The organism is Allotamlana fucoidanivorans, from assembly GCF_045788535.1.
Lineage (GTDB): Bacteria > Bacteroidota > Bacteroidia > Flavobacteriales > Flavobacteriaceae > Allotamlana > Allotamlana fucoidanivorans.
This window is the reverse complement of record NZ_CP074074.1, coordinates 1,291,223-1,316,162: the sequence shown is the minus strand read 5'-3', so window position 1 is coordinate 1,316,162 and position 24,940 is coordinate 1,291,223. Positions and strand designations below refer to the sequence as shown.

Genomic DNA, 24,940 nt, shown 5'->3' with positions numbered 1-24,940 from the left:
TTTATTCTGAACTAATTTTAGACACTTTATTCTTAAAAAAGGCTTTCACCGCTTCAAAATCTTCAGGCTTATCCAATATTTCTTTAGCTTTATTAAGGATAAAATACGTTGGAGTTGACTTTACACCATAAGATGCAGCTATATGGTTTTCCCATTTACCTTGGCCATAAACATGAATAAAATCTGAATATTTTGGTATTAAAGCATTCCATTTAGTGGGCTCATCTTCAAGGCCAATCGCTACTACCTTAACTGTTACTTTTGGAAGTTCATCAACAAACATTTTTAACTGTGGTACCTCATCTAAACAATGAGAACATCCGCTGCTCCAAAATATCAGAACATAATGTTCCGCTACATTAAGATTACTTAATTTTCCTAGACCCTTATTTTTTCCATCAACTTCCAAAGAAAAATCAGGAGCCTTTGTACCATTTGAAAGGTCTTTATATAATATCAGTGTATGTAATAACTCCTGATCATTAAGCTTTACGGCTATATCCATTAAATATTCTTCAGCAATATAATTTGCCACAGGTTCTATTTTTAAATCTGCCATTTGCTGCCACAAATCAAATAATAAGATACGCTGTATTTCAATGGGAGCCACTTTCATTTTTTGGCTAACAACATCAATATTTTGTTTAAATGTTGTTATTTTATCTGCATTCTTAGACGACATACCAAACACATAATTCAACGTTTTTTCCGTTAAGAAATTAGAGCTTTGCAAGGTTGGATTACTAAAATCTACAAAATCAAAATAATGTTTTTTTAAGCTTTTTATATACAAGTCGATATCTGTATATCCTTTGGGCGTATAGGGTTTATTTGCTTTAATAAACTCTAAGGCTATAGTCCCTTTTGCTGCATTTTCATAATTTGCCTGAGTTTCGCGTTGAGTTTTAAAAATGGTATTTAAAGCTGTGGTGTCTCGACTTTTTCTTCTAAAATAATTTCCAATGCTTTGCGTTACCATTGACATGCTGTTGGTATAAGAGGTTAGAAGCCTGTTCTCAAACGAACTTTCATAAGTTACGCCTGTTTCAGCATTAAACTTAAGTTCTACATCCTCTTTTCCGTTATAAATCACATCAAAGTTATAGTCTTCTTGAGGCATAGCATAAACTAATCGATATACACCTTTTTGAATGGTGGAATCTAATTTTATTTCAAACTTGCCCATATCATCAATTTTTGCATTGGCAACATACTCTGAAATGGTTGGTGTTACTTTATACAACAATAAAACGTTATAGCTTTCTGCTGGGCTAAACGTTCCTTTTATAACATGTTGCCCCAACAAAAAACTAGGAATAAGATATAGGATTAAAATGATATGTTTCATACTTCTGTTAAAAACAATTATTGAGCCATAATGGGCTTTAAAGCATCTAACGCTTGTTTTACCGATTTTATATTTTCAAATGTAAGCATTAACCTAAGTCCGTTTCTTGTTTGTTTCTCCTTCATTTTGCAAGCTCTTGGATTGGTTTGAACGTATTGTAAAACTCTAGTAAAACTAGCACTTTGATAAAAACTACTTTGCTGATCATGAATAAAATAACCTATCAACTTTCCTTTCTTCATCACCACTTTTTCAAAACCAATTTTTGTAGCCAACCACTTAATTTGGACACTATTTAACAGATCGGTCACCTGTTTTGGTAAGGTTCCAAAACGATCTATCAATTCCTTTTCAAAGGTATGCAATTCATCTTCGGATTTTAAATCATTAAGTTGTGTATACAAGCTTAATCTTTCAGCTATATTATTGATGTAACTATCAGGGAAAAGCAATTCAAAATCAGTATCAATAGTTACATCCTTAACATAAACCTTCTTTTCCTCTGGTTCATTATACAAATCTTTAAACTCATTTTCTTTAAGTTCTTCAATAGCTTCGTTTAATATTTTTTGGTAGGTATCAAATCCTATTTCATTAATAAACCCGCTTTGTTCACCACCTAATAAATCACCTGCGCCTCTTATTTCAAGATCTTTCATGGCAATATTAAATCCACTGCCTAACTCTGTAAACTGTTCAAGGGCGGTAATGCGTTTTCTGGCATCATCAGTCATGGCTGAATATTCTGGAGTAATGAAATAACAGAACGCCTTTTTATTACTACGCCCCACTCTACCCCGCATTTGATGCAAATCGCTCAACCCAAAATTATTAGCGTTATTTATAAAGATGGTATTGGCATTGGGCACATCTAAGCCACTTTCTATAATCGTGGTACTTACTAAAACATCAAAAGCACCATCCATAAAAGCCAGCATGAGTTGTTCTAGTTTTTTTCCTTCCATTTGTCCATGACCCACACCAATTTTGGCATCAGGAATAAGGCGTTGTAGCATGCCAGCCACTTCCTTGATATTCTCTATTCTATTATGAATAAAAAAGACTTGACCGCCCCGCTCAATTTCATAGCTAATAGCATCTCTGATGGTTTCTTCATTAAATCTGATTACATGACTCTCTATAGGATATCTGTTTGGTGGAGGTGTGGTAATGACCGATAAATCTCTGGCTGCCATTAAACTAAACTGTAAGGTTCTTGGAATAGGTGTTGCTGTAAGCGTTAATACATCAACATTATCCTTAATCGTTTTAAGCTTTTCTTTTACAGCAACGCCAAATTTTTGTTCTTCATCAACAATAAGTAGTCCTAAATCTTTAAATTTTACATTTTTATTGACTAATTGATGCGTACCTATAATAATATCAACCTCACCACACTCTAAAGCTTCAAGAGTTACTCTTTTTTCTTTTGCGGTTCTGAATCTATTCACATAATCCACAGCAACAGGAAAATCCTTCAACCGTTGCCTAAAGGTTCTGGCATGTTGATAGGCTAATATGGTTGTTGGCACCAAAACCGCCACTTGCTTACCATTATCAACCGCCTTAAAAGCAGCTCTTATAGCGACTTCAGTTTTTCCAAAACCAACATCACCACATACCAAGCGATCCATAGGGCGTTCACTTTCCATATCGGCCTTAATATCAGCCGTTGCTAAACTTTGATCAGGAGTATCTTCATAGATAAAAGATGCCTCTAGTTCGTGCTGCATATAACTATCCGGATTATATTGGTAGCCTTTTTCTGTTTTACGCTTTGCATATAATTTAATCAGATTAAAAGCTACATGCTTGACACGTGCTTTTGTTTTCTGTTTTAAGGTTTTCCAAGCATTACTACCTAATTTGTATATTTTAGGTGGTTTACCATCTTTGCCATTAAACTTTGTGATTTTATGTAACGAATGAATGCTTAAATACAGCACATCACGTTCTCCATAAATCAATTTAATAGCCTCTTGTTTTTTTCCTTCTACATCTATTTTTTGAAGCCCGCCAAAACGCCCAATACCATGGTCTATATGCGTTACATAATCCCCTATATCTAAATTGGTAAGCTCCTTTAGTGTAATGGCTTGTTTTTTAGCATAGCCGTTTTTTAGATGAAATTTATGATATCTTTCAAAAATTTGATGGTCTGTATAGCAGGCTAATTTAGCCTCATGATCAATAAAACCTTGATGCAAGGACAATACAACCGTTTTGTACACCACCTCTACTTCAACGTCATCAAAAATATCATGAAATCTTTTGGCTTGTTGCTCACTAACACAAGCTATGTAATTAACATATCCTTTATTATGGTTGGTATTTAAGTCTTCTATTAAAAGATTAAATTGTTTATTGAATGATGGCTGTGGCGTGGTTTGATAAGTAATAGTTTCAATGCTTTTATAGGCATTTGAAAACAATGAAGTGGGCCCAAATTCTAATATAGAGAACTCTAAAAGCTGTTTTTTAAGCAATATTGAATTACAAAACAGTTCCTGAGGTTTGGTGTGCTTTATCGTTTCAGAAAGGGTTTCAAAAGCCTCTTCTGCTTTAGCATAAAAATCATCAATCCTTGAAAACAATAAATCTGCATTCTTTAAGCAAACCACCGTTTTTTGAGCAATGTATTTAAGGAAACTTTGTCTTTTCTCTTCAACCAATTTATTGGCTACATTAGGAATAATATTGATTTTTTTAACCTGATTTACAGAAAGTTGTGTTTCAACATCAAAGGTTCTAATACTATCTACTTCATCACCAAAAAACTCAATTCTATAAGGCTCATCATGCGAAAATGAAAACACATCAACAATACCACCCCGAACAGAAAATTCTCCTGGCTCAGTAACAAAATCGACACGCTTAAATTTATATTCAAATAATATTTCATTTACAAAATCAATAGATAAATTATCCTGAACAGAGACTTTAAGGGTGTTACGTTCCAGTTCTCTTCTAGTGACCACCTGCTCAAAAAGAGCATCAGGATAGGTGACTATAATGGCTGGTTTCTTTTGAGAATTAATTCTGTTTAAAACCTCAGCCCTAAGAAGCACATTAGCATTATCAGTTTCCTCAATTTCATAGGGCCGCCTGTAACTTCCTGGATAAAACAAAACATCTTTATCACCTAATAATTGCTCTAAATCATTTAGATAGTGTGCAGCTTCTTCTTTATCATTAAAAACCATTAAAAATGGCCTATTAATAGTATTAAAAACACTTGATATTACAAATGATAATGAAGAGCCGACTAGGCCTTTTACATGAATTTTATTTTGGTTTTTGGTAAGACAATCCTGCAGATTTTGCGTTTGCAAAGCCTGTATATAGGTTTGAGAGAGGTCACTTATACTCACCTAATTGCATTTTAAGTTGCAAATATACATCTTAGCGTATTTAATTTGGCAAATTCTTATTATGAATGCGTTAAAATTATGAATGCGAACTCTATTAATAAACAAAAAAAATATGTAGGTTTGTGTAACTAACAAAACACAAAACATATGTCATTTTCAAACTTATTTGATGGAGGTTTTAAAAGGCGAAATGAAGGACATTTTGCTGCTATAGTGCGTGTAGCCATGGATGATGGCATTATTACCCCTGAAGAACAAGCGTTTTTAGATCGTTTGGCTCACAACCTAGATATTAGTGAAGCACAGTATAAGGACATTTTAAAAAACTACAAAACACACCCAATCAACCCTCCCGTTGAATATGACCTACGTTTAGAGCGTCTTTATGATTTGGTAAGAATGGTTCATGTAGACCAAATAAAAGGAGACTCTGAGCATAAATTATTAAATAAAATTGGTGTCGGCTTAGGGTTTCATGCCGTAAATGTGAAATATATAGTGGATAAAGCACTTACACTTGTAAATAATGGTGTTGATCTTGACACATTCAAAGATCAAATAAAAAACATGAATAAATAAAAAGATTTCATTTTGAAAATAACCAAAAGCGAGCTTCTCATTTGAAGCTCGCTTTTTTTTTTGCGATTATGCTTTAAAACCATAACTGAGAACCGCACAAAACGCTGTATCAAAACTTTAAATAAACTTGACATCTTCTGTTTTTGCACGTTCTGATTCAAAAAAAATCAAACGTTGCTGTATATTAACCAATAGTTATATTATTTAAACATAACTACCTGTACCTTTACATCATTAAAATGAAGAAATAATTAATTTTTTTTGAATGAATAATATAGTTAAATACCTTTTAGTTGCCTTATTATTTTGGTCATGCAATAACACCATATCAAAGCCCGAGGCTGAAACCCCAAAAACATTTGAGCCTAATTGGGAATCATTGGCAGAACACACAGCGGCGCCAGAATGGTTTCAAGATTCTAAATTTGGCATTTATTTCCATTGGGGATTGTATAGTGTTCCTGCGTATGGTACTGAATGGTATCCTTATTTTTTATATAGAAACGAGAAACCTGATTTTGCTAAATATCATGAAGAAAATTATGGTCCATTAGAAGAATTTGGGTATCATGATTTTATTCCTCTATTTAAGGCTGAAAAATTTGATGCTGAAGACTGGGCTGAGCTCTTTAAAACAGCTGGAGCGAAATTTGCAGGCCCAGTGGCACAACACCACGATGGTTTTGCTATGTGGGATAGCGACATAAACCCCTGGAATGCAGCAGCTATGGGACCTAAAAAAGATATTACGGGAGATATTTTAAAGGCCATAGAAAAACGTGGTCTTAAAACCATGACTTCGTTTCATCATGCTAGATTAAGACAAAGACATGAAGGTGATTCTACAAAATGGGATACCTATAACAGCCATTTTGCTTACAACCCAAAATACCCTACATCATCTGAAGACCCCGATTTAAAAAAGTTCTATGGTAATTTACCTCAAGCGGAATTTGACCAATATTGGTTAGACCAAGTTAATGAGGTAGTTGACAAATACTCACCAGATATGTTATGGTATGACGTATGGCTTAATCATGTTGCTGAAGATAAAATTCAGGAAATGGCCGCTCATTATTTTAATCATGCCTTAAAAACCAATCAAGAAACTGTACTGGTTGCTAAACATGATGATTTACCTAAATCTATGAGTGTTTTAGATATTGAACAAGGCGGTAAGAAAGACGTCTCTGAAACCGTATGGATGACAGATATTACTGTAAGTGACAAAGGAAGTTGGTGCTATACTAAAGGACAAGTTTACAAAACACCACAAATTTTACTTAGAAACATGATTGATGTTTGGAGTAAAAATGGTGTGGTTTTATTAAATATATCTCCAATGGCAGATGGCACTATAAATCAAGAACAAAGAGACCTTTTAACCCAAGTTGGAGGTTGGCTTGACGTTTATGGTGAATCTGTTTATGGTACTAGACCATTTCATATATATGGCTTCGGGCATGCCAAAGCCGCTGATGGAGCACATGGCGGGCAGTCTGCAAAAGTTGAGTATACTGCAGAGGATGTAAGATACACCACTTCAAAAGACAAAAAAGCACTTTATGTATTCTTATTAGGTAAGCCGGAACCTGGTACAGAAGTTTCTCTTGGAAAATTAAATAACATTGGTTATGGCCCTGCTTCTCCTGTAAAACGTATTGTAGAGTTAAAATCTGGGCAAGAAGTTAAATGGGAAAAAACCGAAAGAACATATAAATTTATAGTACCAAATGTTGAACTTAACGATTTGGCAAACGTATTTAAAATGGAATTAGAATAGTAAATAGTAGTTAGTTTTTTTTGAATTAGATGCAAAGCCTTGGTTATAGCGATTTAATCAAGGCTTTTGTTATATGATGAGCTTACTAAGCCTCTTATTTCGATTATTATATAATCATTTTAAAAATTCATTCTATATTGTGCTGGAGTAAATCTGGTTATAGCCTTAAACTGACGGTGAAAAAAAGAAAGATTAACATACCCCGTCTCAAAGGCAATCTGCTCTATAGAATCATTGGAGGCTCTCAATAATTCACATGCTTTACTGATTCTATATTCGTTTAAATATTGGGTAAAGGTTTTATTAAATGACTTTTTAAAAAATTTAGAAAACGAAACTGGCGTCATAAAAACTAATGCACTTAGTTGTTGAGAGTTTATTTTTAATTGATAATTTGATTCTACAAACTTCATAATTTTCTGGATTCTCAATGAAGTTTTTACATTGGTTTCAAAATGGCCACCCAAACTAAGTGTTTCAAAACGTTCAAAAGATAATCTATGCAGAATTTCCACGGTATTTAACAATTTATACATAGGTGGCAACTCCTGCATCTCTAGCAATTGTTTACCAACTTTCTTAGCTATGGTTGTATTAAAAAGAAGTCCATTTTCACTATGCTTCAACAATTTCTTAATATGCTGAAACTCTATTTTATTCATCCACCCTTCTCCAAGTAAATCTTTATTAAACTGTATAAAAACAGATTTTGCTAAATGTTTCTTAGTGCTATTACTTTTCCAGCAATGTGGTAAATTAGAGCCTAATAACACTAATTCTTCAGGATAATAACTCTGTATAGAATTACCAACGCTTCTTATACCCGAACTCTCACAAATAAATGTCAATTCAAACTCTGGGTGAAAATGCCAAGGCGTTTCAAAATCATCCTTCTCAAAAATATCATAATGAAAAGATTGATTTAAATCATTTGAAATGGGTTCAAAAATGGCTTTCATTATGTTCTAATTTTCATAATACACAAACAAATATATTAAATAAAGACAAAATAGTACATGTTTTGACTAATTAGGGATTTAATCAAACCCTAAACTGTGATGTAATTTTACACCTGTAATATTTATAAAGCCTTAAAAGCAATGGATGTACTGGTATCGGGCATGTTGGTAGTTGATATTCTCGCGGAAGTTCCTACACATTTTAAAAAAGGAGAAAAACATGAAATACCCAAAATAATAATACAAGGAGGTGCTCCTGCTGGTAATGCCGCTTGTTTTATAGCTCAATGGGGTATAAAAACAGGATTTGTGGGCTACAAGGCCAATAATACCCTAAGCAAGATTGCTAATCAAGAGCTGGAGCGCTATAATGTTAATACTAAATTAATGCTGAATAAAACCCATTTTCAACCAGCAATTGCCGTGGTTGAAGTTGACGAAAATAATGGTGAGCGAACCGTTTTTTACTCATTACAGGGTTATAGCCCCCTTTCAGTTAAAGACATTAACGAAGACTGGATTAAAGAAAAAAAACTGCTTCTTGTAGATGGATATGACATTCAAGGAAACATAGAACTCCTAAAACTTGCAAACAAATATAATATCCCTTCTGTTTTAGACATTGAAACAGGTAACATCAATGATTTAAAACAAATGATTAAACTAGGCAGTCATATTATACTGCCCCTTGAAGGAGCAAAGCATATAACCCAATTAAATAAACCACAAGACTGTTTAATGGCCTTAAGCTCATTAACCGACGGCCAAATAGTTGTTACCGATGGGGCACATGGTTGCTGGGCATGGCAACATGGTAACGTTATTCATCAACCCGCATTTCCTACAACGGTAGTTGACACTACAGGGTGTGGCGATGCTTTTCATGCGGCTTATGCCATTGCCCTACTAGAAAAGAAAACATTGATAGACCGCTTACAATTTGCCTCAGCTTATGCCGCTATAATTGCGCAACATTTTGGCGGTAGAAGTTATTTTCCTAGTGCCGAAGAGGTTGAAAACGTTATACAAAAAAACACAACATTATGTTAGCAGATATTTTAAACACACAACATGTAAATCATTTTAGTTCAGGTGACACAAGCAAAACTGATTTTTCAGAAAGACAAGGTATTGTAGCTCATGAAATGGAACAATTAATAAGCTACAAACCTAAATCAAAACCAGTAAAAATAGGGTTAATAGGCATTGGGTTAGAGATGCATTTTGACTGGGAACTAGCAAAAAAGTCATACAAACAGGCCCTAAATAAATGTCAAGATATTGTAGGCAGTACTACATTGTTAGCACCTGAAACACCACTTCAAACGAAAGATGAGCTGCTTAAAGCACTCAACAGCTATAAAAAACATGAACTCGCGGGAATCATTATTTATCAAGCATCTTATATCTCAGGAGATTTGGCTTTAGCTCTGGGAAATTGGTTACGTGTGCATAAAACTCCTTTACTAAGTTGGTCTCACGACGAAGTTACAGGCGGGAGGCTCACTGCCAACAGATTATGTGGTCAAAATTTTCTTCTAAATATTTTAAATACCCTTGAGGTTAAATATTCATGGGTATTTGGAACTGCCCAATCCAAGGAATTGAACAACGCATTATCTCAATTTTTAAGGGTGGTAATAGCGAAAAAGAAATTAGAACACAGTAAACTGCTTATGATTGGCGGCATGCGTGTACCAGGATTCTATGACTGTGAACTCAATGAACTATCTATTTCTAAACACTTTGGAATAGGCATTGAACGCATTGATTTAGAAACCATTTGGAAACATGCCGAAAAATTTGAAGATGGTGATATTGAACCTATCGTTTATAAATTAATTCATAATGAAAAATGCCATGATAGCCAAGTTAGCAAACGTGAATTAATGCTTTCTGTTCGTCTTAGCTTAGCCATTGCAGATTATGCCCGCTTAGAGAACTATGCTGGCGTGGCTTTAAAAAACTGGCCAGAGTTATTTGACAATTATCAAATTTCAGGAGATGGCGCTGGTGCATTAGTTCAGGATTTAGGCATCCCTGTTGCTGACGAATCTGATATGGGTGGGTTAATTACAATGGTTATCATGAACGAAATTTCAAATGGCAAAGCACTACCCACACTCATGGATATGTCTATTTTAGATCACAAAAACAACACATTAGGCATGTGGCACTGTGGCGGATCTCCCACCAGATTATTACGAACAAACAGCACCTATGAGGTAAGGAACCATAGCATTCTCGATAATTTTGATGAAGCACAATCATATGGTATGCTTCTAGAATTTTTGCTAGAAAAAGGCCCTGTAACTATAGCCAAATACCAATACCCTCATGCATCAAGCATGCTCTCTTTTGAAGGAGATATTATTGATTCTCCACTACAATTTAGAGGGGCTTATGGCGAGGTAAAAACTAAAAACATTCAAGCTTCCGCTGTAGTAAGCACCATACTGAACAACGGACTAGATCATCATTGGATTGTTGGTCGTGGTCATTTTCAAGAAGACTTAAAAGAGTTTAATCATTGGACAGAAGTCAATGATTTAGATTTTTCTGAAGCCAAACTATATGGAAGAAGTATTCAAAAAAACTTAAACTATTAACACCACTCAAAACAATGAAGTCATGCAAAAAAAAGACTTAATAGAATTAGTAAAAACTTATAGAAATGAGCAAAAATGCTTAATCGGGTTTAACATAAATGATATTTACGATTTAAAAGCTATTGCCCTTGCTGCCGATGAAGCACTATCCCCTGTTATGGCCATGACCTATCCACCAGTAGTGGAGCTAAATTCTAGCTTCCTGTGTAAAAAAATGGTTGAAGGTATTCAAGCCAATACCAAGCAACCTATTTATTTGCACCTTGATCACAGTACCTCTATAACTATGTGTAAACAGGCTATTGATGATGGCTATGATTCGGTTATGATTGATGGTTCTCAAAGAAGTTTAAAAGAGAATATTGCTATGACCAAAGAAGTGGTGAAATATGCTGAATCTGCTGGTGTTATGGTTGAAGCCGAAATTGGAAAGATTATGGGCAGAGACGTTGTGGTAAAATCAGACAAGGATTTCCTAGCCAGCGTTAATGATGTAAAAGCTATTGTAGAAGAAGCCCAACCGCACATACTAGCTGTTGGTATTGGTACAGCCCATGGTTTTACTCCAAAAGCACCCAAAATTCATTTTGACAGATTAGCTGAGATTGCAGATGCTGTTGCTGTGCCTTTAGTACTTCATGGAGGCACTGGAATCCCTGACGAAGACATTCAAAAATCTATCCAAATGGGAGTCGCTAAATTAAATGTAGGCACTATGATTCATACCACTTACATGAAATCTTTATATAACGAAATGCGCAAAGACATTGATTCGGCTTACCCGCCTTACCTACTAAAAACCGTTATTCCAGAAATAAAAGACGTAGCCTTAAATCGTTTAAACGCTGTAAATAAGCAGTATAGTCTTGCTTAAAATTTCTATGAAACAGAAAAGCCATAGCTGCTCTAGTATAAGAGAGTCTCTATGGCTTGTTGTTATTTATGCAACTTTAATTGAATACGTTTTCTAGGAATATCTACGTCTAAAACCTTTACAATAACCTGTTGGTGTAAATGCACATGTTCGTTAACATCTTTCACAAAACTATCCGATAAATTAGAAACGTGAATTAATCCGCTTTCTTTAATTCCCACATCAACAAAACAACCAAAATTAGTAATGTTATTAACTATTCCTGGTAATAGTTGCCCTTCTCTTAAATCCTCTATCGTTTTAATGTTTTGATTAAAGGTAAATACCTTAGCTTGCTCTCGAATATCTAGCCCAGGCTTTTCTAACTCTTGTATAATATCTTTTAAAGTTAAAACACCAACGGTATCTGTACAGTAGTTTTTTAAATTGATTCTTTGAAGCAGCATTTTATTCCCTATAAGCTCGTGCACCGATTTTCCCAAATCTTTAGCCATTTGCTCAACTATAGCATAACTTTCTGGATGTACGGAAGAATCATCTAAAGGGTTTTTAGCCGATTTTATTCTTAAAAAAGCAGCCCCTTGTTCAAAAGCTTTACCACCCAATCGGGGTACTTTTTTTATGGCTTCTCTAGAATTAAACGGGCCATTTTCACTTCTAAAATTAAAAATATTTTCAGCTAATTTTGGTCCAATTCCAGACACGTAACTTAACAACGATTTACTCGCAGTATTAATGTTTACACCTACTGCATTTACACAGTTTTCTACAACAATATCCAGTTGCTTTTGAAGCTTATTTTGATCAACATCATGCTGATACTGTCCTACTCCAATCGATTTTGCATCAATTTTAACCAGCTCGGCCAAAGGATCTTGTAAACGTCTCCCTATTGAAACTGATCCTCGAACCGTAACATCGTAATTGGGAAATTCTTCTCTTGCAATTTTAGATGCTGAATAAATACTCGCACCAGCTTCACTCACCACAAAAACTTGAATGTCATTTTTAAAATGCACTTTCCGAATTAGTGCTTCGGTTTCTCTTGATGCTGTACCATTTCCAATGGCAATAGCTTCAATTTTATAAGCATCGGCCAAAGAACTTATCTTCTTCATAGCACCAACACTATCATTTTTTGGTGGATGCGGAAAAATAGTCTCATTGTACTTTAATTGTCCTTGAGCATCTAAACACACCACTTTACACCCTGTTCGGAATCCTGGATCTATTCCCATAACACGTTTTTCACCCAGTGGAGAACCCAATAACAGTTGCTTTAAATTTTTAGCAAAGACAGTAATTGCTGCATCATCTGCTTTTTCTTTTGCTATTTGAAGTGCTTCATTACTTAAAGACGGTAATAATAAACGCTTATACGCGTCTTTAATAGCAATTTCAATATGGTTGGCGCAATCGTTATGCGAACGGATGATGCGTTGTTCTATTTTATCTAGAGCACGCACATCATCAATAGTAATTTTCACACGGATAAGCTCTTCTTTTTCAGCCCTTAAAATCGCTAACAAACGGTGAGATGGTATACGACTTAAGCTTTCCTGCCAATCAAAATAATCTCTAAACTTTTGTGCAGCTTCATCATCTTGCTTTGTTTTTATAACTTTAGTTTCAATTAAAGCAAAACGTTCTAATTGATAACGCAAATTGTTTCTAATATCGGTACGCTCGTTAATCCACTCTGCAATAATATGTCTGGCACCTTCTAAAGCATCTTCAGCAGATACCACATCACCTTTAACATATTTAAAAGCCAAAGACTCCACATCGTTAGCATTTTGACTCATAATGATTTTTGCCAACGGTTCTAAACCATTTTGTCGTGCTTTTTCAGCTTTTGTTTTTCGGCTTTTTTTAAAGGGTAAGTATAGATCTTCAAGCGTTCTTAAATCTTCAGCTTCGGTAATTTTTAGTGCAATTTCAGAATTTAAAACTCCTTGTTCTTCCAGAGTTTTTATAATTGCTTTTTTACGCTTTTCTAAAGCTTCATATTGTTCTTTATACTTAACAATATCTGCAATTTGAACTTCATCTAAATTTCCAGTACGTTCTTTTCGATATCGCGAAATAAACGGTATGGTACAATCTTCTTCTAAAAGTGCAATGGTATTTTTTACAGCATCCTTTTGAAGTTGTGTATGCTGAATAATATAATCAATCATAAGTTTTAAACGGGTTATGGTCGTGCTAAATAAAGGATTTTATAATGAAAACAAAAAGACCTATTAGAAAATGGGTTTCTAATAGGTCTTTTTACAACAAGTCATTTAATCTTAAAAAATTAAGCCACTTTTTTAATTAAATCGAAACAAGGACATTTTTTACAACGTTTGTTTTCGCCTTTTTTAAACTTTTTACAGCAACTAGACTTTACTTTTTCAGGAAGTTCTACCCCTAATTTTTTAAGTTTCTTTACTGCCTTTTTCTGCTTTTTTTTCCCCACCGAATAGTATCATTGATAAACTTGCGGGCAAAAATATGTTATTTTTATTAAATCTAAATAAGATTAAATGTTAAAATTTATTCTGAGGTATTTGTAGCAGCTGTGGTAACCGTAAGATTTTCAATATCTCTATCAAACAAATAAAGGCCACCCTTGTCATCACCAATCAATTTAATCTTATCAAGAATCGTTCGTGCTACGGCTTCTTCTTCTATCTGTTCAGACACATACCATTGTAAAAAGTTATGGGTGGCATAATCTTTCTCTTGAAGTGAAATGTGCACCAATTCATTGATGCTTTGAGATACAAACACTTCATGATCATAAAGTTTTTCGAACATTTCTTTGAACGATTCAAATGTGACATTAGGCTCAGACAACTGCGAAATTTTAGCATGCCCTCCACGCTCATTAACAAATTTTACTAATTTAAGCATGTGCTCACGCTCTTCATCAGACTGCGCATACATAAAACCAGCAACACCTTCTAACCCTTTAACTTCAGCCCAACACGCCATTGCCAAATAAATTTGAGACGACTCGGCTTCTATTCTTATCTGCTTATTTAAAGCTTCTTCTATTGTTTTTGATAACATAATCGTTGTTTTTACGTAAAGTTAAAGATTTTGTTGTGTCCTTTGCAAAAACCTTCATAAAAAAAGGTTATTCCATCATTGATGAATAACCTTTTCACAACCTAATAAACTCGGTTTGTTTTAATATCTAAACAGTTTCTAAAATTAAGGGTGCTACTTCTGGGAAATCTACTGGAATTTGAGTCGTGCTGTGTATGTAGTTTGAGATGGTTTTATCACCTACTTGAGAAATTACATCTATTAAATTGGCTTTTGTATAACCTGCACTAAAGAAATTTTCTAAGACATCTGCATCAGTTCTTCCTCTATTTTCTGTGATGTTTTTAGCTAATTGCGCTAAAGCATTTAGTTTGTTGTTAAATGAAGCTTTTCCTGCTCTTAGCTCTAAAATTTGTTCATCTCTAAAACCATTCATTTTTCCAATGGCCGTGTGTGCTGATAAACAATAAATACAATTGTTAACTTGACTTACCGCTAAGTTTACAACTTCTTTTTCTTTTGCCGATAATGATGTTTTAGCATTAGCGAAGTTTAAATAATTTTCTAAGGCTGTTTCACTATGTGCGTAGGTAGCATATAAATTAGGAACGAATCCTATGGCTTTTTCTAAGTTATCGAAAATGGCTTGATTATTTTCACTTACTTCTGCTCTTGTTGGTACATTAAATGTGCTCATAATATTAATTTTTTTAAATGTTTGATTATTAATTTTCTTGGTACAAAATTGCAAGGCTTCTGTTTGCTATACCATGTTTAAATTTCCTTTTAGATTGTCTATTTTTCCCTTTTAAATTTCAAAAAGAATTTAAAAAGACACATAAGGCCTTTCTGCATCACAATAAAAATCATGAATACAACGTTGCTCACAATGTGTTTCTGGACTAATAGTGTTTACTAATTTTGATTGTTTGCCTCTAAATATTTCAATCAAATTGAAGATGGATGTGTGTTTTATATTCATGCCTTTGTTGTTTTTATTATACCGTACAAAGATGAATAATAAGTAGAGGCGATAAAATGACTAGACTTCCTGACTGATTGTCAATTTTTCCCTAACGGAAGTTTTGAAGCTGTTTTTTAAAATCTGAAGGCGATAAACCCGTTTGTTTTTTGAATAAACGGCTTAAATGTGAAGCGTCATCAAAACCAACTTCATAAGCTATTTCTTTAGTCGTTTTAGTAGTATATATTAAAAGACGTTTGGCTTCCAACATGATACGCTCATGAATAATTTGAAGCGGACTGGTATTTAACTTTGCAAAAGTATTAGATAAGGTTTTTGGCGACTTGAATAACTTTTCTGCATAAAACGCTACCCTATGCGCTTCTTTAAAATGTGCTTCAACCAATAGATTAAATTCACGTAACAAATCAACTTTTGATGTTTGAGCTGTTTCAACATAACCTTCTTTCGATTTAAGTAAACGTGTGCTAATAATGATAAAACGCGCCATAAGCATACGAAGCATTTCGGCTTGAATATTATCTTTAGTTTCTAACTCATCTAAAAACACTTCATTCAATATGTTGAATTTATGCTGTTCTTCGTCTGTTAAATCTATAATTGGAATATGCACATGACCAAAAAACAGCAAGCCAGCACAACTTACCTCATGATCGTGATCTTTTATACAATAAAACTCTCTGTTGAATTGATACACCACCAAATCAACACCCTGTACAAACTGAAAAAACTGAACGGTTGTTAAGGTTAAAAGGCTATTGGGCTTGATGGTATATGGTTTACTGTCAACAATAATCTCAGCTTCAATCTCATTGGTTCGAATAAACGTAAATAAATCTGGTTGTTTCGCTTCTTTATAACTTTCTAAAAGCGATTCGTTTCCTATTTTTAAAATAGCGTTGGTCGAAAACTCGGTAAACATTTTCTGCATGGCTAATCTGTCTATCTTTTTGAGTTTACTTTACAAGATACTTTTACTTTTTTCAAAAAAAATCCTGCTTTAATTAAAAAGCAGGACTTTAAAATATTTCTTTTTAAATCAGACTTAAATCTAATTTCCAGCCTCTTTTTTGGCCGCTTCTACCATATCTTCATTAGGCACAATAACAATATTTACACGACGGTTCTTAGCTCTTCCTTCAACTGTTGAATTATCATATAGTGGTTTAGTTTCTCCAAACCAGTTTGTAGCAAGTCTACCCGAACTTATACCATTTTGTTTTAAATAATTAGTCACGGCATAAGCCCTGTTTTTTGACAATGTCATATTATAATCCGCATCGCCTGTACTATCGGTATGCCCCACAACTAAAATATTCGTGTCAGTATTTTCTTTAAAAATACCAATCAACTTATTTAACGTGGTTTGAGAAGCCGTATTAATATTGTATTTATTCGTAGCGAAATACACACCACTACCGTCTTCAAAGGTTACAACAATACCTTGGTCTACACGCTCTACTTGTGCACCTGGTACTTCCTCTTCAATTTTTTGTGCCTGCTTATCCATTTTATCTCCAATAAGCACGCCAGCACCTCCACCAATGACACCTCCAATAACAGCACCTAACTCGCCATTACCACCTTTCCCAACATTATTACCAATAATAGCTCCTAAAATAGCTCCCCCAGTAGCTCCAATAACAGCTCCTTTTTGTTTATTATTAGCATTTTGAACCGATTTACAATTCACCAAAGAAACGGTTATCATCAAGCTAAATAATACCATTGAAATTTTTTTAATATATATTTTCATAGTTGTTATAAATTTAAAATTTGAGAATATTCTATTTTGAATTCCTAAATACTTTTTTACAGTTTTGTAAAATTCATGGTAATCACAAACGGTGAGCCATCCACAGAAACGGTTTGTTTCCATTGCATAGAAGTATCTGACAGTGCTGCCAGCCTTAATCGGAATCCACGATTGGTATCAGATTTACCTTTAGCATCGGTTGGTTTTAATAGAAAATCATAAAGTCCTGTAGTTTCATCCACCTCATCAATAGTAAAAATAAAATGACGCTCTCCACTACTACAGCCTACACCGTTTATGGTATATATACCTGTATTGTTGTTTGGAATAAATTGCCAAGTACTGTTTTCAAAACAGTCTTTATTTTCATCATTGAGCAATGTAACATTATAAGTTCCTGCTTTACTGTAAGTAATAGAACTTAAATTCCAATTTCCTTTAATGACTTTTTTTGAAGTCCTTACAGTTTTTGAGCCACCACAAGCTAACAGACTTATGGTCATGCATAGCATTATTATTTTTTTCATAAAACGTTGTTTTTTGTTAGTTAAAATTAATCAATAAATAGGACACCTTCGTTAATAGAAGGTCACCTTTTTTTGTCCGTTAATTCTTTAATAATTACGAAAAGAATGCAAGCTTGGTTTACACCTTAACAAAGACTTAACAATCTTCATTAAGGTTACTAATCTTGAAAAACCTTAACTAACACAACGTAAGTAAAACATAAAATGCGTTAACTTATTGGCAATCCGTTAGCTACATTTGTATCATCAGGATTGACGAAAACTAATTTACCATCGGTGTTTTCGGTCATTAAAATCATCCCCTGACTTTCAACGCCGCGCAAAGATCTGGGCGCCAAATTAACCAAAACAGTTACTTTTTTACCCACTACTTCTTCAGCGGTGAAACTTTCAGCAATACCAGACACTATAGTACGAACATCAAGTCCCGTATCAACCTTTAGTACTAAAAGTTTTTTTGCTTTTGGCATTTTTTCGGCTCCAATAATGGTGCCTACACGAATATCTAATTTGGTAAAATCTTCAAACGTAATGGGATCTTTTTGAGGTTCTAACGCTTTATTAGCCGCTTCATTTGCTTTCTTACTCGCCTCTAATTTATCTAATTGCGCTTGAATGGTAGCATCTTCAATTTTAGTGAATAGCAATTCTGCTTTTCCTATGTGATGACCTGTAGGCAGTAACACGCTTTTTTCAGAAATATCATTCCAGCTATTGTCTTGATAGGCCAAAATTCTTTTAAGTTTGATTGAAGTAAACGGTAAAAATGGTTCACTCAATGTGGCTAAAGCTGAAGCTATTTGGAGTGCTACATACATAATAGTTTTTGTACGGTCTTCATCTACTTTAACCATTTTCCAAGGCTCAGCATCTGCCAAATATTTATTACCCAATCGAGCTAAATTCATTAGTTCTTGACCCGCTTCCCTAAAACGGTAGCGCTCTATGGAGCTTGCAATCACATTTGGATAGGCTTTAACCGCAGCTAAAGCATCTGTATCTTCTTGGGTAAACTCTGAAGGTGTTGGCACAACACCATCATAATACTTATTGGTTAGCACCACAACACGATTTATGAAGTTTCCAAAAATAGCTACTAACTCATTATTGTTTCTGGCTTGAAAATCTTTCCAAGTAAAATCGTTATCTTTTGTTTCTGGAGCATTGGCCGTAAGTACATAGCGTAAAACATCTTGCTGCCCAGGAAAATCTTTTAAATATTCAGGCAACCAAACTGCCCAGTTTTTAGATGTTGATAATTTATTGCCTTCTAAATTTAAAAACTCATTGGCAGGTACGTTATTTGGCATGATATAGCTGCCTTCTGCCTTCAACATAGATGGGAAGATGATACAGTGAAATACAATATTATCTTTTCCTATAAAATGCACCAATTTAGTGTCTTTATCTTTCCAATACAGTTCCCAATCTTTACCTTCTCTTTGTGCCCATTCTTTGGTAGATGAAATGTAACCAATAGGTGCATCAAACCACACGTAAAGCACTTTACCTTCACCGCCTTCAACAGGTACAGGAATACCCCAATCTAAATCGCGGGTTACCGCTCTTGGACGTAATCCATCATCAATCCATGATTTTACCTGACCATACACGTTAGGTTTCCAATCTTTTTTATGCCCTTCAAGAATCCATTCTTTAAGAAAAGCTTCATGTCTATCTAATGGCAAAAACCAATGTTTGGTTTGTTTTAAAGTGGGTGTATTTCCAGTTAATGCCGATTTCGGATTAATCAAATCGGTAGCATTATGGCTCGTGCCACAGTTTTCACATTGATCCCCATAACTTTCTTCATTTCCGCATTTAGGACAGGTTCCTATTACAAAACGATCAGCTAAAAACTGACTCGCTTTTTCATCGTATAATTGCTCTGTAGATTCTTCAATAAATTCGCCTTTATCATACAAGGTTTTAAAAAACGATGAAGCCGTTTCATGATGAATAGGCGCCGAAGTACGGGAATAATTATCATAAGTAATTCCAAATTCTTCAAAAGATTGCTTGATAATGGCATGATATTTATCAACAATATCTTGCGGCGAAACACCTTCATTTTTTGCCTTTATAGTAATGGGTACACCATGCTCATCACTTCCTCCAATAAAAGCCACATCATTTCCAGTTAATCTTAAATAACGTACATAAATATCGGCGGGCACATAAACACCTGCTAAATGACCAATGTGAATAGGTCCATTGGTATAAGGTAATGCCGTAGTAACGGTATATCTTTTTGGATTACTCATCTCTAAACTTCTATTATATCTTGTGAAACGCCTATGATGCGTTTTTTATTTGAAAGCCACAAAAGTAATCATTTAAGCAGGCAATGATACCATTTCCCTCGAGAATTTCCTGCAATAAAACGCCCTTTTTTCTTTCTATATCATAATAAAAAGAAACCGTAGCTAAGGCTATGCTTTATTTTTCCCATTCATATAAAGACAAAAATCATCATTTTCTTTTACAGCAAACCCTCGTGGGAAATGGTATTAGAAAAAAATGTACATTTACCTTATGTCTAAAATACGTATTACTTTAAGCATATTTTGTATCATTCTTTCTTTGAGTATTCCAAGTAGTGTGGCACAAAATTCAAACGAAATAAAACCAATGACCTTGAAACAACCACCCTATTTAAAAGTCGGGGATACCGTCATGATTGTAGCACCTTCAGGGATTTTAAAAAACCGTACCGCTGAAATTGAACATGCTAAAACTTTGTTGCAAAGCTGGGGGTTACAAGCCGTGGTTGGTACCCATGTTTTTAATCAAAATCATCATTTTGCAGGCACCGATTATGAACGCTGTGAAGACTTTCAAATGGCCCTTGACCAGCGCAACATCAAAGCTATTTGGTGTGCCCGCGGTGGTTACGGTGCTGTAAGAATTTTAGACAAACTAGATTGGACATTATTTAAACAACACCCCAAATGGATTATAGGCTACTCTGATATTACAGCTATTCATAATGCCGTTCATAATTTAGGTATTCAATCTATGCACGCAATGATGTGCACTAGTCTTCAGGATGCACCTGAAACCATTCCACAGACTATTAGTTCATTTAGGGCAGCTCTCTTTGGAAATCAGCCAAATTTCCAACTCGAAGGTTCAAAATATAACAACTCAGGAACCGTTACAGGACAACTTGTTGGTGGTAATTTAACTATATTACATACCATGTTGGGCTCAAAAACCAGTATAGACACCTCAGGAAAGATTCTGTTTATTGAAGAAATCGGGGAATATAAGTATCATATTGATCGTATGTTTCAAAGCTTAAAACGGGCAGGATATTTTGAAAATTGTAAAGGTGTCATTATTGGGGATATGACAAAAATTAAACGAAATACCACACCTTGGGGCACTAGTATAGAGCAGTTGATTATAGATGTTTTATCAGATTACCATTTCCCCATTGCGTTTAATATGCCTGCAGGTCATGATAAAGACAACAGGGCTTTGACACTAGGAAGATCCATTACATTAACAGTTAGTAAAGACAAATCGACGATTAATTTCATAGACTAAACCGCCTGGAAGGAGTCCGTGGTTTATTTGATCTATTCAATAACTTAACGCAACAAATCTAGATGTATAGATTTGTTATAATGGAAGTAAAAAAGCATATACGACCTAGCCTAAAAGAAAGAGTCCAAATTGAGACACTTTTAAATGAAAATAGATCCCAAGCTGACATCGCTAAACAGTTCAATAGATAAAGATCAACAATCTCAAGAGAAGTAAACAAATTAGTTGTTAATTCCAATCATAAATATGACGCTCATTTATCTCATTAGTGCGCTAAAGATGATTACTTAAATAAAAGAAATATAGATAAAATCAGGACACATAAACCTCTAAAACATTTTGTATATAAAGGTCTTTTGTCTGAGTGGACACCAGAGCAAATTTCTGGAAGACTTAAAGAACTTTATCCTAATGACCCTATTATGTCTATTTCTCATGAAGCCATTTACAGACACATTTATACTAGACCTCAGACCAGTTTAAACAAAAAGCTTATCCAAATTTGGTGCGTAAAAAAACAAGACGTAGGCCTCCTAAAAAAAGACGTGGAACTGGCAGTAAAATAATCAACCAAGTCTGTATAGACAACAGACCTAAGTATATTGAAGATAGAATTGAAATTGGTCATTGGGAAGGGGATTTAATCATTGGTAAAAACCATAAAAGTGCCATTGGAACCATTGTAGAACGTAAAGCTAGATATACAATAATTAAAAATTAACTCTAAAAAAGCCGATGAAGTCTCTGAAATGTTTTCTAAAAAACTAAATCAACTAAATAACATTTTTAAAAAGTCTATGACTTACGATAATGGAATTGAAATGGCTAAACACGAAAAAATAACTTAAAGCACCGGCATGAAAATTTACTTTGCTCTCCCATACTCTTCTTGGGAAAGAGGAACCAATGAAAACACCAATGGACTTATTAGGAGACACCTTCCAAAAGGAACAGATTTTAATCAAAGTGATAAAAAATTACTCATGAAATTTAAGATAAACTTAATAATAGGCCTCGTAAAACTATAGGTTATAAAACGCCTAAAGAAATTATGGATTCTGAACTAAAAAATGTAGCTTAGTATTATACAAAAAAAAATCAACCTTTGTTGCGTTAGAACATTGAATGCAGCTTGACAAAACTAAAACCATGAAGAAAATCCTTTTATTTCTCTACACTTTCAGTTCATTATGTTTTAGCCAACAGATTTATATTTCTAATTCTGCAAGTATTACCTTGCATAACGGAAGCTCCCTAAATGCATTTGGTTTAGAAATTAGTCCAAATTCAACCTTCGTAATAACAGACAACATCCTTACTATATCTGATTCCCAAGTAACTGTATCTGAAGCAAAAACTTCAATTGCTAGAGTTTATAATATGGAAAAATCATTAAACGGATTTAATGGTATGATTTCCTTAAACTACCAAGATTCTGAAATTAATGGAGGCGATGAAGCTAATTTAAACATTGAAGTTTTGGCTAATAATATATGGACTAAATATGAGCCTTCTATTGTTAATCAAGTTTTAAATAATGTAAGCTATGATGGAATCTTTAATAACCTTAACATGGATAAAGTGACGGCATCTGCTCCTGGTATTACGCTAAATATGAATGATGAAAAAATAGTGGATGACTTAGTTATATATCCTAACCCTGCTTCATCATTTATTAATATTAAAAGTAATAAAACTCTTTTGATACAAATCTACAATCTTCAAGGAAAGTTACTATTTGAAAATAATTTAAAAGTGATTGATTTAAGTAATTTATTTTCTGGAACATACATTATTAAAACAACTGATAGTAATTCTAATTATTCAAATACTTATAAATGCTGAGTTCAACCCATAAGTGCAACACACTTATTATTTAGGACTTCAATAGGGTTATTATAATTAAACTTTCTAATAGGTCTGTAATTTAGTAATTTTTCAACTTCTTTTATTCTTTTGATTGATACTTCTCTAAGGTCTGTTTTCTTTGGAAAAAACCTTCTTATAACGCCTATTCTATTTTCTACTGTTCCTTTATCCTGAGAGGTATATGGTCTTGTAAAGTATGTTTTTACATTTAAGTCTTTCGCTATTTTATTGTGTTGTGCAAATTCTTTTCCATTATCAAAAGTTATGGTCTTTATCCAAGATGAGTTAAAGTTTGTGAGTCTTTTACTCATTTTTTGATAGACTTCATCTGCATTTTTACTACCCAGTTTTTCTATCATAGTTATCAATGTTGTTCTATCTGTCATTACTAATAACGCTGATTTGTGGTTGCTTCCCATCATTAAATCTACTTCTATATCTCCAATGCGAGAACGTTGGTTTACGACCTGGGGACGTTTATCTATGCCTACGCGCCCTGTTATTGCACCTCGTTTATCCTTTACATTGTTCCTTTTTTGCCTTCTACCTGTATGGCGTAGGTGTTTGTAAAGGTTCTTGTAGCGTTTGTGTTTTCTATGATTGCTATGTTTTGCAGTCCATATCCATTTATAAATAGTCTCGTGACTCACGCAGGTTTCAGCTTCTTTAGCAAGTCTTTTAGCTATGAGTTCTGGGCTCCATTTCTCATATTCCATTAATCCAGCAATACGTTCTTTAAGCTGATCTGTCAACGCTATAGACTTTGTTTTGGTACAATGCCTGTCATTTGTCTTTTGATGGGCGTGTTCTGGCAAGTATTTACCAGATGTTCGGCCTCTACTTGGTGTATTCCTCTTTAATTCTCGTGATATACTACTCTTATTAAAACCTATTGTTTTAGCTATTTGAGTAATACTTATTCCTGCATCTAATAACGCAGAGATTTGATACCTTTGTGGTAAGGTCAATTGTTTATAATGTTTCATCCAAAACGAATATAAATATTGAGCCTAAAATAGATGGGGCTAGCCCCATCTATTTTAAATATTCGTGTTGCACTTATTAATTGAACTTAGAAATTAATTAAGAATTAAAATAATTAATTAGTTAAAACGTAACCGTTTCCTCCAATAATAACCCAAGCTTGGGTTGTAACTGCTTGAATTATTACAAATTCCCAACTATTATTAAGTTGTACACCCAATGCACCATCAAATCTATCATTAGGATCGGTGGACGTAATATTAACTATTGACTGATTTTGCGGATTTTTAATCACCAAAACACGACCAATGGAATTAGCCGCATCCGGCATTGTTATTGTAGTATCAGTCAAAGTAATTAATGTATAGTCTGATGATAAAGCTGAATAAGTACTTGAAGAAATCACATTTACAGATAATTCCAAACTACCGCTACTTCTAATGAAATTCCCTGATGAATCTACCGACAAATAATTATTGCCTGTTCCAGCTAAATTAGAAGAGGTTATACTTCCGTCCAAGCTTGAAACATTTAATAGGCTAACATTGTTTTCATCTTCAACTACGAAGTTACCATTGGCACCTAACGTATTTTTTATGTCTTGAGCTGTTACACTTGAACATAAAAGAGTCATAAATAGTATTTTTAAAAAGCACTTCATTTTTTTGTTTTTATTTTTGAACTAATATATAAAATTAGTTTTTGATA

At 34.0% G+C, this 24,940-nt stretch carries 23 protein-coding genes; 10 read left to right on the top strand and 13 right to left on the bottom strand.

Annotated features, from left to right (window positions below; genetic code table 11):
- Nucleotide 1 precedes the first annotated feature (1 nt).
- On the bottom strand, nt 2-1,348 hold the full coding sequence (locus tag KFZ70_RS06125) for a thioredoxin family protein (protein WP_139696052.1): 1,347 nt from the start codon (nt 1,346-1,348) through the stop codon (nt 2-4).
- Nucleotides 1,349-1,365: 17 nt separating this feature from the next.
- Entirely contained in the window at nt 1,366-4,719 is a 3,354-nt protein-coding gene (mfd, locus tag KFZ70_RS06120) for a transcription-repair coupling factor (RefSeq protein WP_139696055.1), read from the bottom strand.
- 147 nt (nt 4,720-4,866) lie between these two features.
- Here mfd and KFZ70_RS06115 point away from each other — a divergent pair, with 147 nt between their 5' ends.
- Entirely contained in the window at nt 4,867-5,298 is a 432-nt protein-coding gene (locus tag KFZ70_RS06115; protein WP_139696057.1) for a TerB family tellurite resistance protein, read from the top strand.
- 265 nt (nt 5,299-5,563) lie between these two features.
- Entirely contained in the window at nt 5,564-7,081 is a 1,518-nt protein-coding gene (locus tag KFZ70_RS06110; protein ID WP_139696059.1) for an alpha-L-fucosidase, read from the top strand.
- Between the two features lie 119 nt (nt 7,082-7,200).
- Here KFZ70_RS06110 and KFZ70_RS06105 read toward each other — a convergent pair whose 3' ends face one another.
- Complete coding sequence (locus KFZ70_RS06105) at nt 7,201-8,040, bottom strand: AraC family transcriptional regulator (protein ID WP_139696061.1); 840 nt, start codon at nt 8,038-8,040, stop codon at nt 7,201-7,203.
- A gap of 141 nt (nt 8,041-8,181) precedes the next feature.
- Here KFZ70_RS06105 and KFZ70_RS06100 point away from each other — a divergent pair, with 141 nt between their 5' ends.
- From KFZ70_RS06100 to KFZ70_RS06090, 3 genes are read left to right on the top strand one after another with little or no spacing between them, the layout of a single operon-like run.
- Complete coding sequence (locus KFZ70_RS06100; RefSeq protein WP_139696063.1) at nt 8,182-9,090, top strand: carbohydrate kinase family protein; 909 nt, start codon at nt 8,182-8,184, stop codon at nt 9,088-9,090.
- Complete coding sequence (locus tag KFZ70_RS06095) at nt 9,084-10,649, top strand: L-fucose/L-arabinose isomerase family protein (protein ID WP_139696065.1); 1,566 nt, start codon at nt 9,084-9,086, stop codon at nt 10,647-10,649. Before KFZ70_RS06100 ends, KFZ70_RS06095 begins: the two co-directional genes overlap by 7 nt.
- Before the next feature lie 22 nt (nt 10,650-10,671).
- Entirely contained in the window at nt 10,672-11,523 is an 852-nt protein-coding gene (locus KFZ70_RS06090; protein ID WP_139696068.1) for a class II fructose-bisphosphate aldolase, read from the top strand.
- Nucleotides 11,524-11,585: 62 nt separating this feature from the next.
- Here KFZ70_RS06090 and KFZ70_RS06085 read toward each other — a convergent pair whose 3' ends face one another.
- From KFZ70_RS06085 to metG, 8 genes are all read right to left on the bottom strand, one after another.
- Nucleotides 11,586-13,703: a Tex family protein gene (locus tag KFZ70_RS06085; protein ID WP_139696071.1), complete on the bottom strand. Its 2,118-nt coding sequence runs from the start codon at nt 13,701-13,703 to the stop codon at nt 11,586-11,588.
- 358 nt (nt 13,704-14,061) lie between these two features.
- Entirely contained in the window at nt 14,062-14,580 is a 519-nt protein-coding gene (locus KFZ70_RS06080) for a ferritin (RefSeq protein WP_139696074.1), read from the bottom strand.
- Between the two features lie 127 nt (nt 14,581-14,707).
- Nucleotides 14,708-15,256 carry a carboxymuconolactone decarboxylase family protein gene (locus KFZ70_RS06075; RefSeq protein WP_139696076.1) on the bottom strand — a complete coding sequence of 183 codons (549 nt, stop codon included), beginning with the start codon at nt 15,254-15,256 and terminating at the stop codon, nt 14,708-14,710.
- Nucleotides 15,257-15,385: 129 nt separating this feature from the next.
- A complete protein-coding gene (locus KFZ70_RS06070; protein WP_158293186.1) occupies nt 15,386-15,541 on the bottom strand; it encodes a hypothetical protein in 156 nt (51 codons plus the stop codon).
- 91 nt (nt 15,542-15,632) lie between these two features.
- On the bottom strand, nt 15,633-16,475 hold the full coding sequence (locus KFZ70_RS06065; RefSeq protein ID WP_139696079.1) for an AraC family transcriptional regulator: 843 nt from the start codon (nt 16,473-16,475) through the stop codon (nt 15,633-15,635).
- 120 nt (nt 16,476-16,595) lie between these two features.
- Nucleotides 16,596-17,300 carry an OmpA family protein gene (locus tag KFZ70_RS06060; RefSeq protein ID WP_139696081.1) on the bottom strand — a complete coding sequence of 235 codons (705 nt, stop codon included), beginning with the start codon at nt 17,298-17,300 and terminating at the stop codon, nt 16,596-16,598.
- Between the two features lie 56 nt (nt 17,301-17,356).
- Nucleotides 17,357-17,827 carry a lipocalin family protein gene (locus tag KFZ70_RS06055; RefSeq protein WP_139696084.1) on the bottom strand — a complete coding sequence of 157 codons (471 nt, stop codon included), beginning with the start codon at nt 17,825-17,827 and terminating at the stop codon, nt 17,357-17,359.
- A 209-nt stretch (nt 17,828-18,036) separates the two neighbouring features.
- Nucleotides 18,037-20,091, bottom strand: coding sequence for a methionine--tRNA ligase (gene metG / locus KFZ70_RS06050; RefSeq protein WP_139696087.1), 2,055 nt, complete (start codon nt 20,089-20,091; stop codon nt 18,037-18,039).
- Between the two features lie 271 nt (nt 20,092-20,362).
- On the opposite strand from metG, the gene KFZ70_RS06045 reads away from it, so the two are divergent.
- From KFZ70_RS06045 to KFZ70_RS06025, 5 genes are all read left to right on the top strand, one after another.
- Nucleotides 20,363-21,379, top strand: coding sequence for an LD-carboxypeptidase (locus tag KFZ70_RS06045; protein ID WP_139696090.1), 1,017 nt, complete (start codon nt 20,363-20,365; stop codon nt 21,377-21,379).
- A gap of 62 nt (nt 21,380-21,441) precedes the next feature.
- Complete coding sequence (locus KFZ70_RS06040; RefSeq protein WP_139696092.1) at nt 21,442-21,570, top strand: helix-turn-helix domain-containing protein; 129 nt, start codon at nt 21,442-21,444, stop codon at nt 21,568-21,570.
- Between the two features lie 314 nt (nt 21,571-21,884).
- Complete coding sequence (locus KFZ70_RS06035) at nt 21,885-22,100, top strand: hypothetical protein (RefSeq protein WP_139696094.1); 216 nt, start codon at nt 21,885-21,887, stop codon at nt 22,098-22,100.
- Between the two features lie 136 nt (nt 22,101-22,236).
- Nucleotides 22,237-22,407 (top strand): IS30 family transposase, encoded by a 171-nt coding sequence (locus tag KFZ70_RS06030; RefSeq protein WP_139696096.1) that lies wholly within the window; start codon nt 22,237-22,239, stop codon nt 22,405-22,407.
- Nucleotides 22,408-22,528: 121 nt separating this feature from the next.
- Nucleotides 22,529-23,224, top strand: a complete 696-nt coding sequence (locus KFZ70_RS06025; protein WP_158293188.1) for a T9SS type A sorting domain-containing protein — start codon at nt 22,529-22,531, stop codon at nt 23,222-23,224.
- A 2-nt stretch (nt 23,225-23,226) separates the two neighbouring features.
- On the opposite strand, the gene KFZ70_RS06020 is transcribed toward KFZ70_RS06025, so the two are convergent.
- Together KFZ70_RS06020 and KFZ70_RS06015 are read right to left on the bottom strand one after the other, a co-directional pair.
- Nucleotides 23,227-24,234 (bottom strand): IS30 family transposase, encoded by a 1,008-nt coding sequence (locus KFZ70_RS06020; RefSeq protein WP_139698913.1) that lies wholly within the window; start codon nt 24,232-24,234, stop codon nt 23,227-23,229.
- 113 nt (nt 24,235-24,347) lie between these two features.
- Nucleotides 24,348-24,866, bottom strand: a complete 519-nt coding sequence (locus KFZ70_RS06015) for a hypothetical protein (protein ID WP_139698907.1) — start codon at nt 24,864-24,866, stop codon at nt 24,348-24,350.
- Nucleotides 24,867-24,940: the final 74 nt, after the last annotated feature.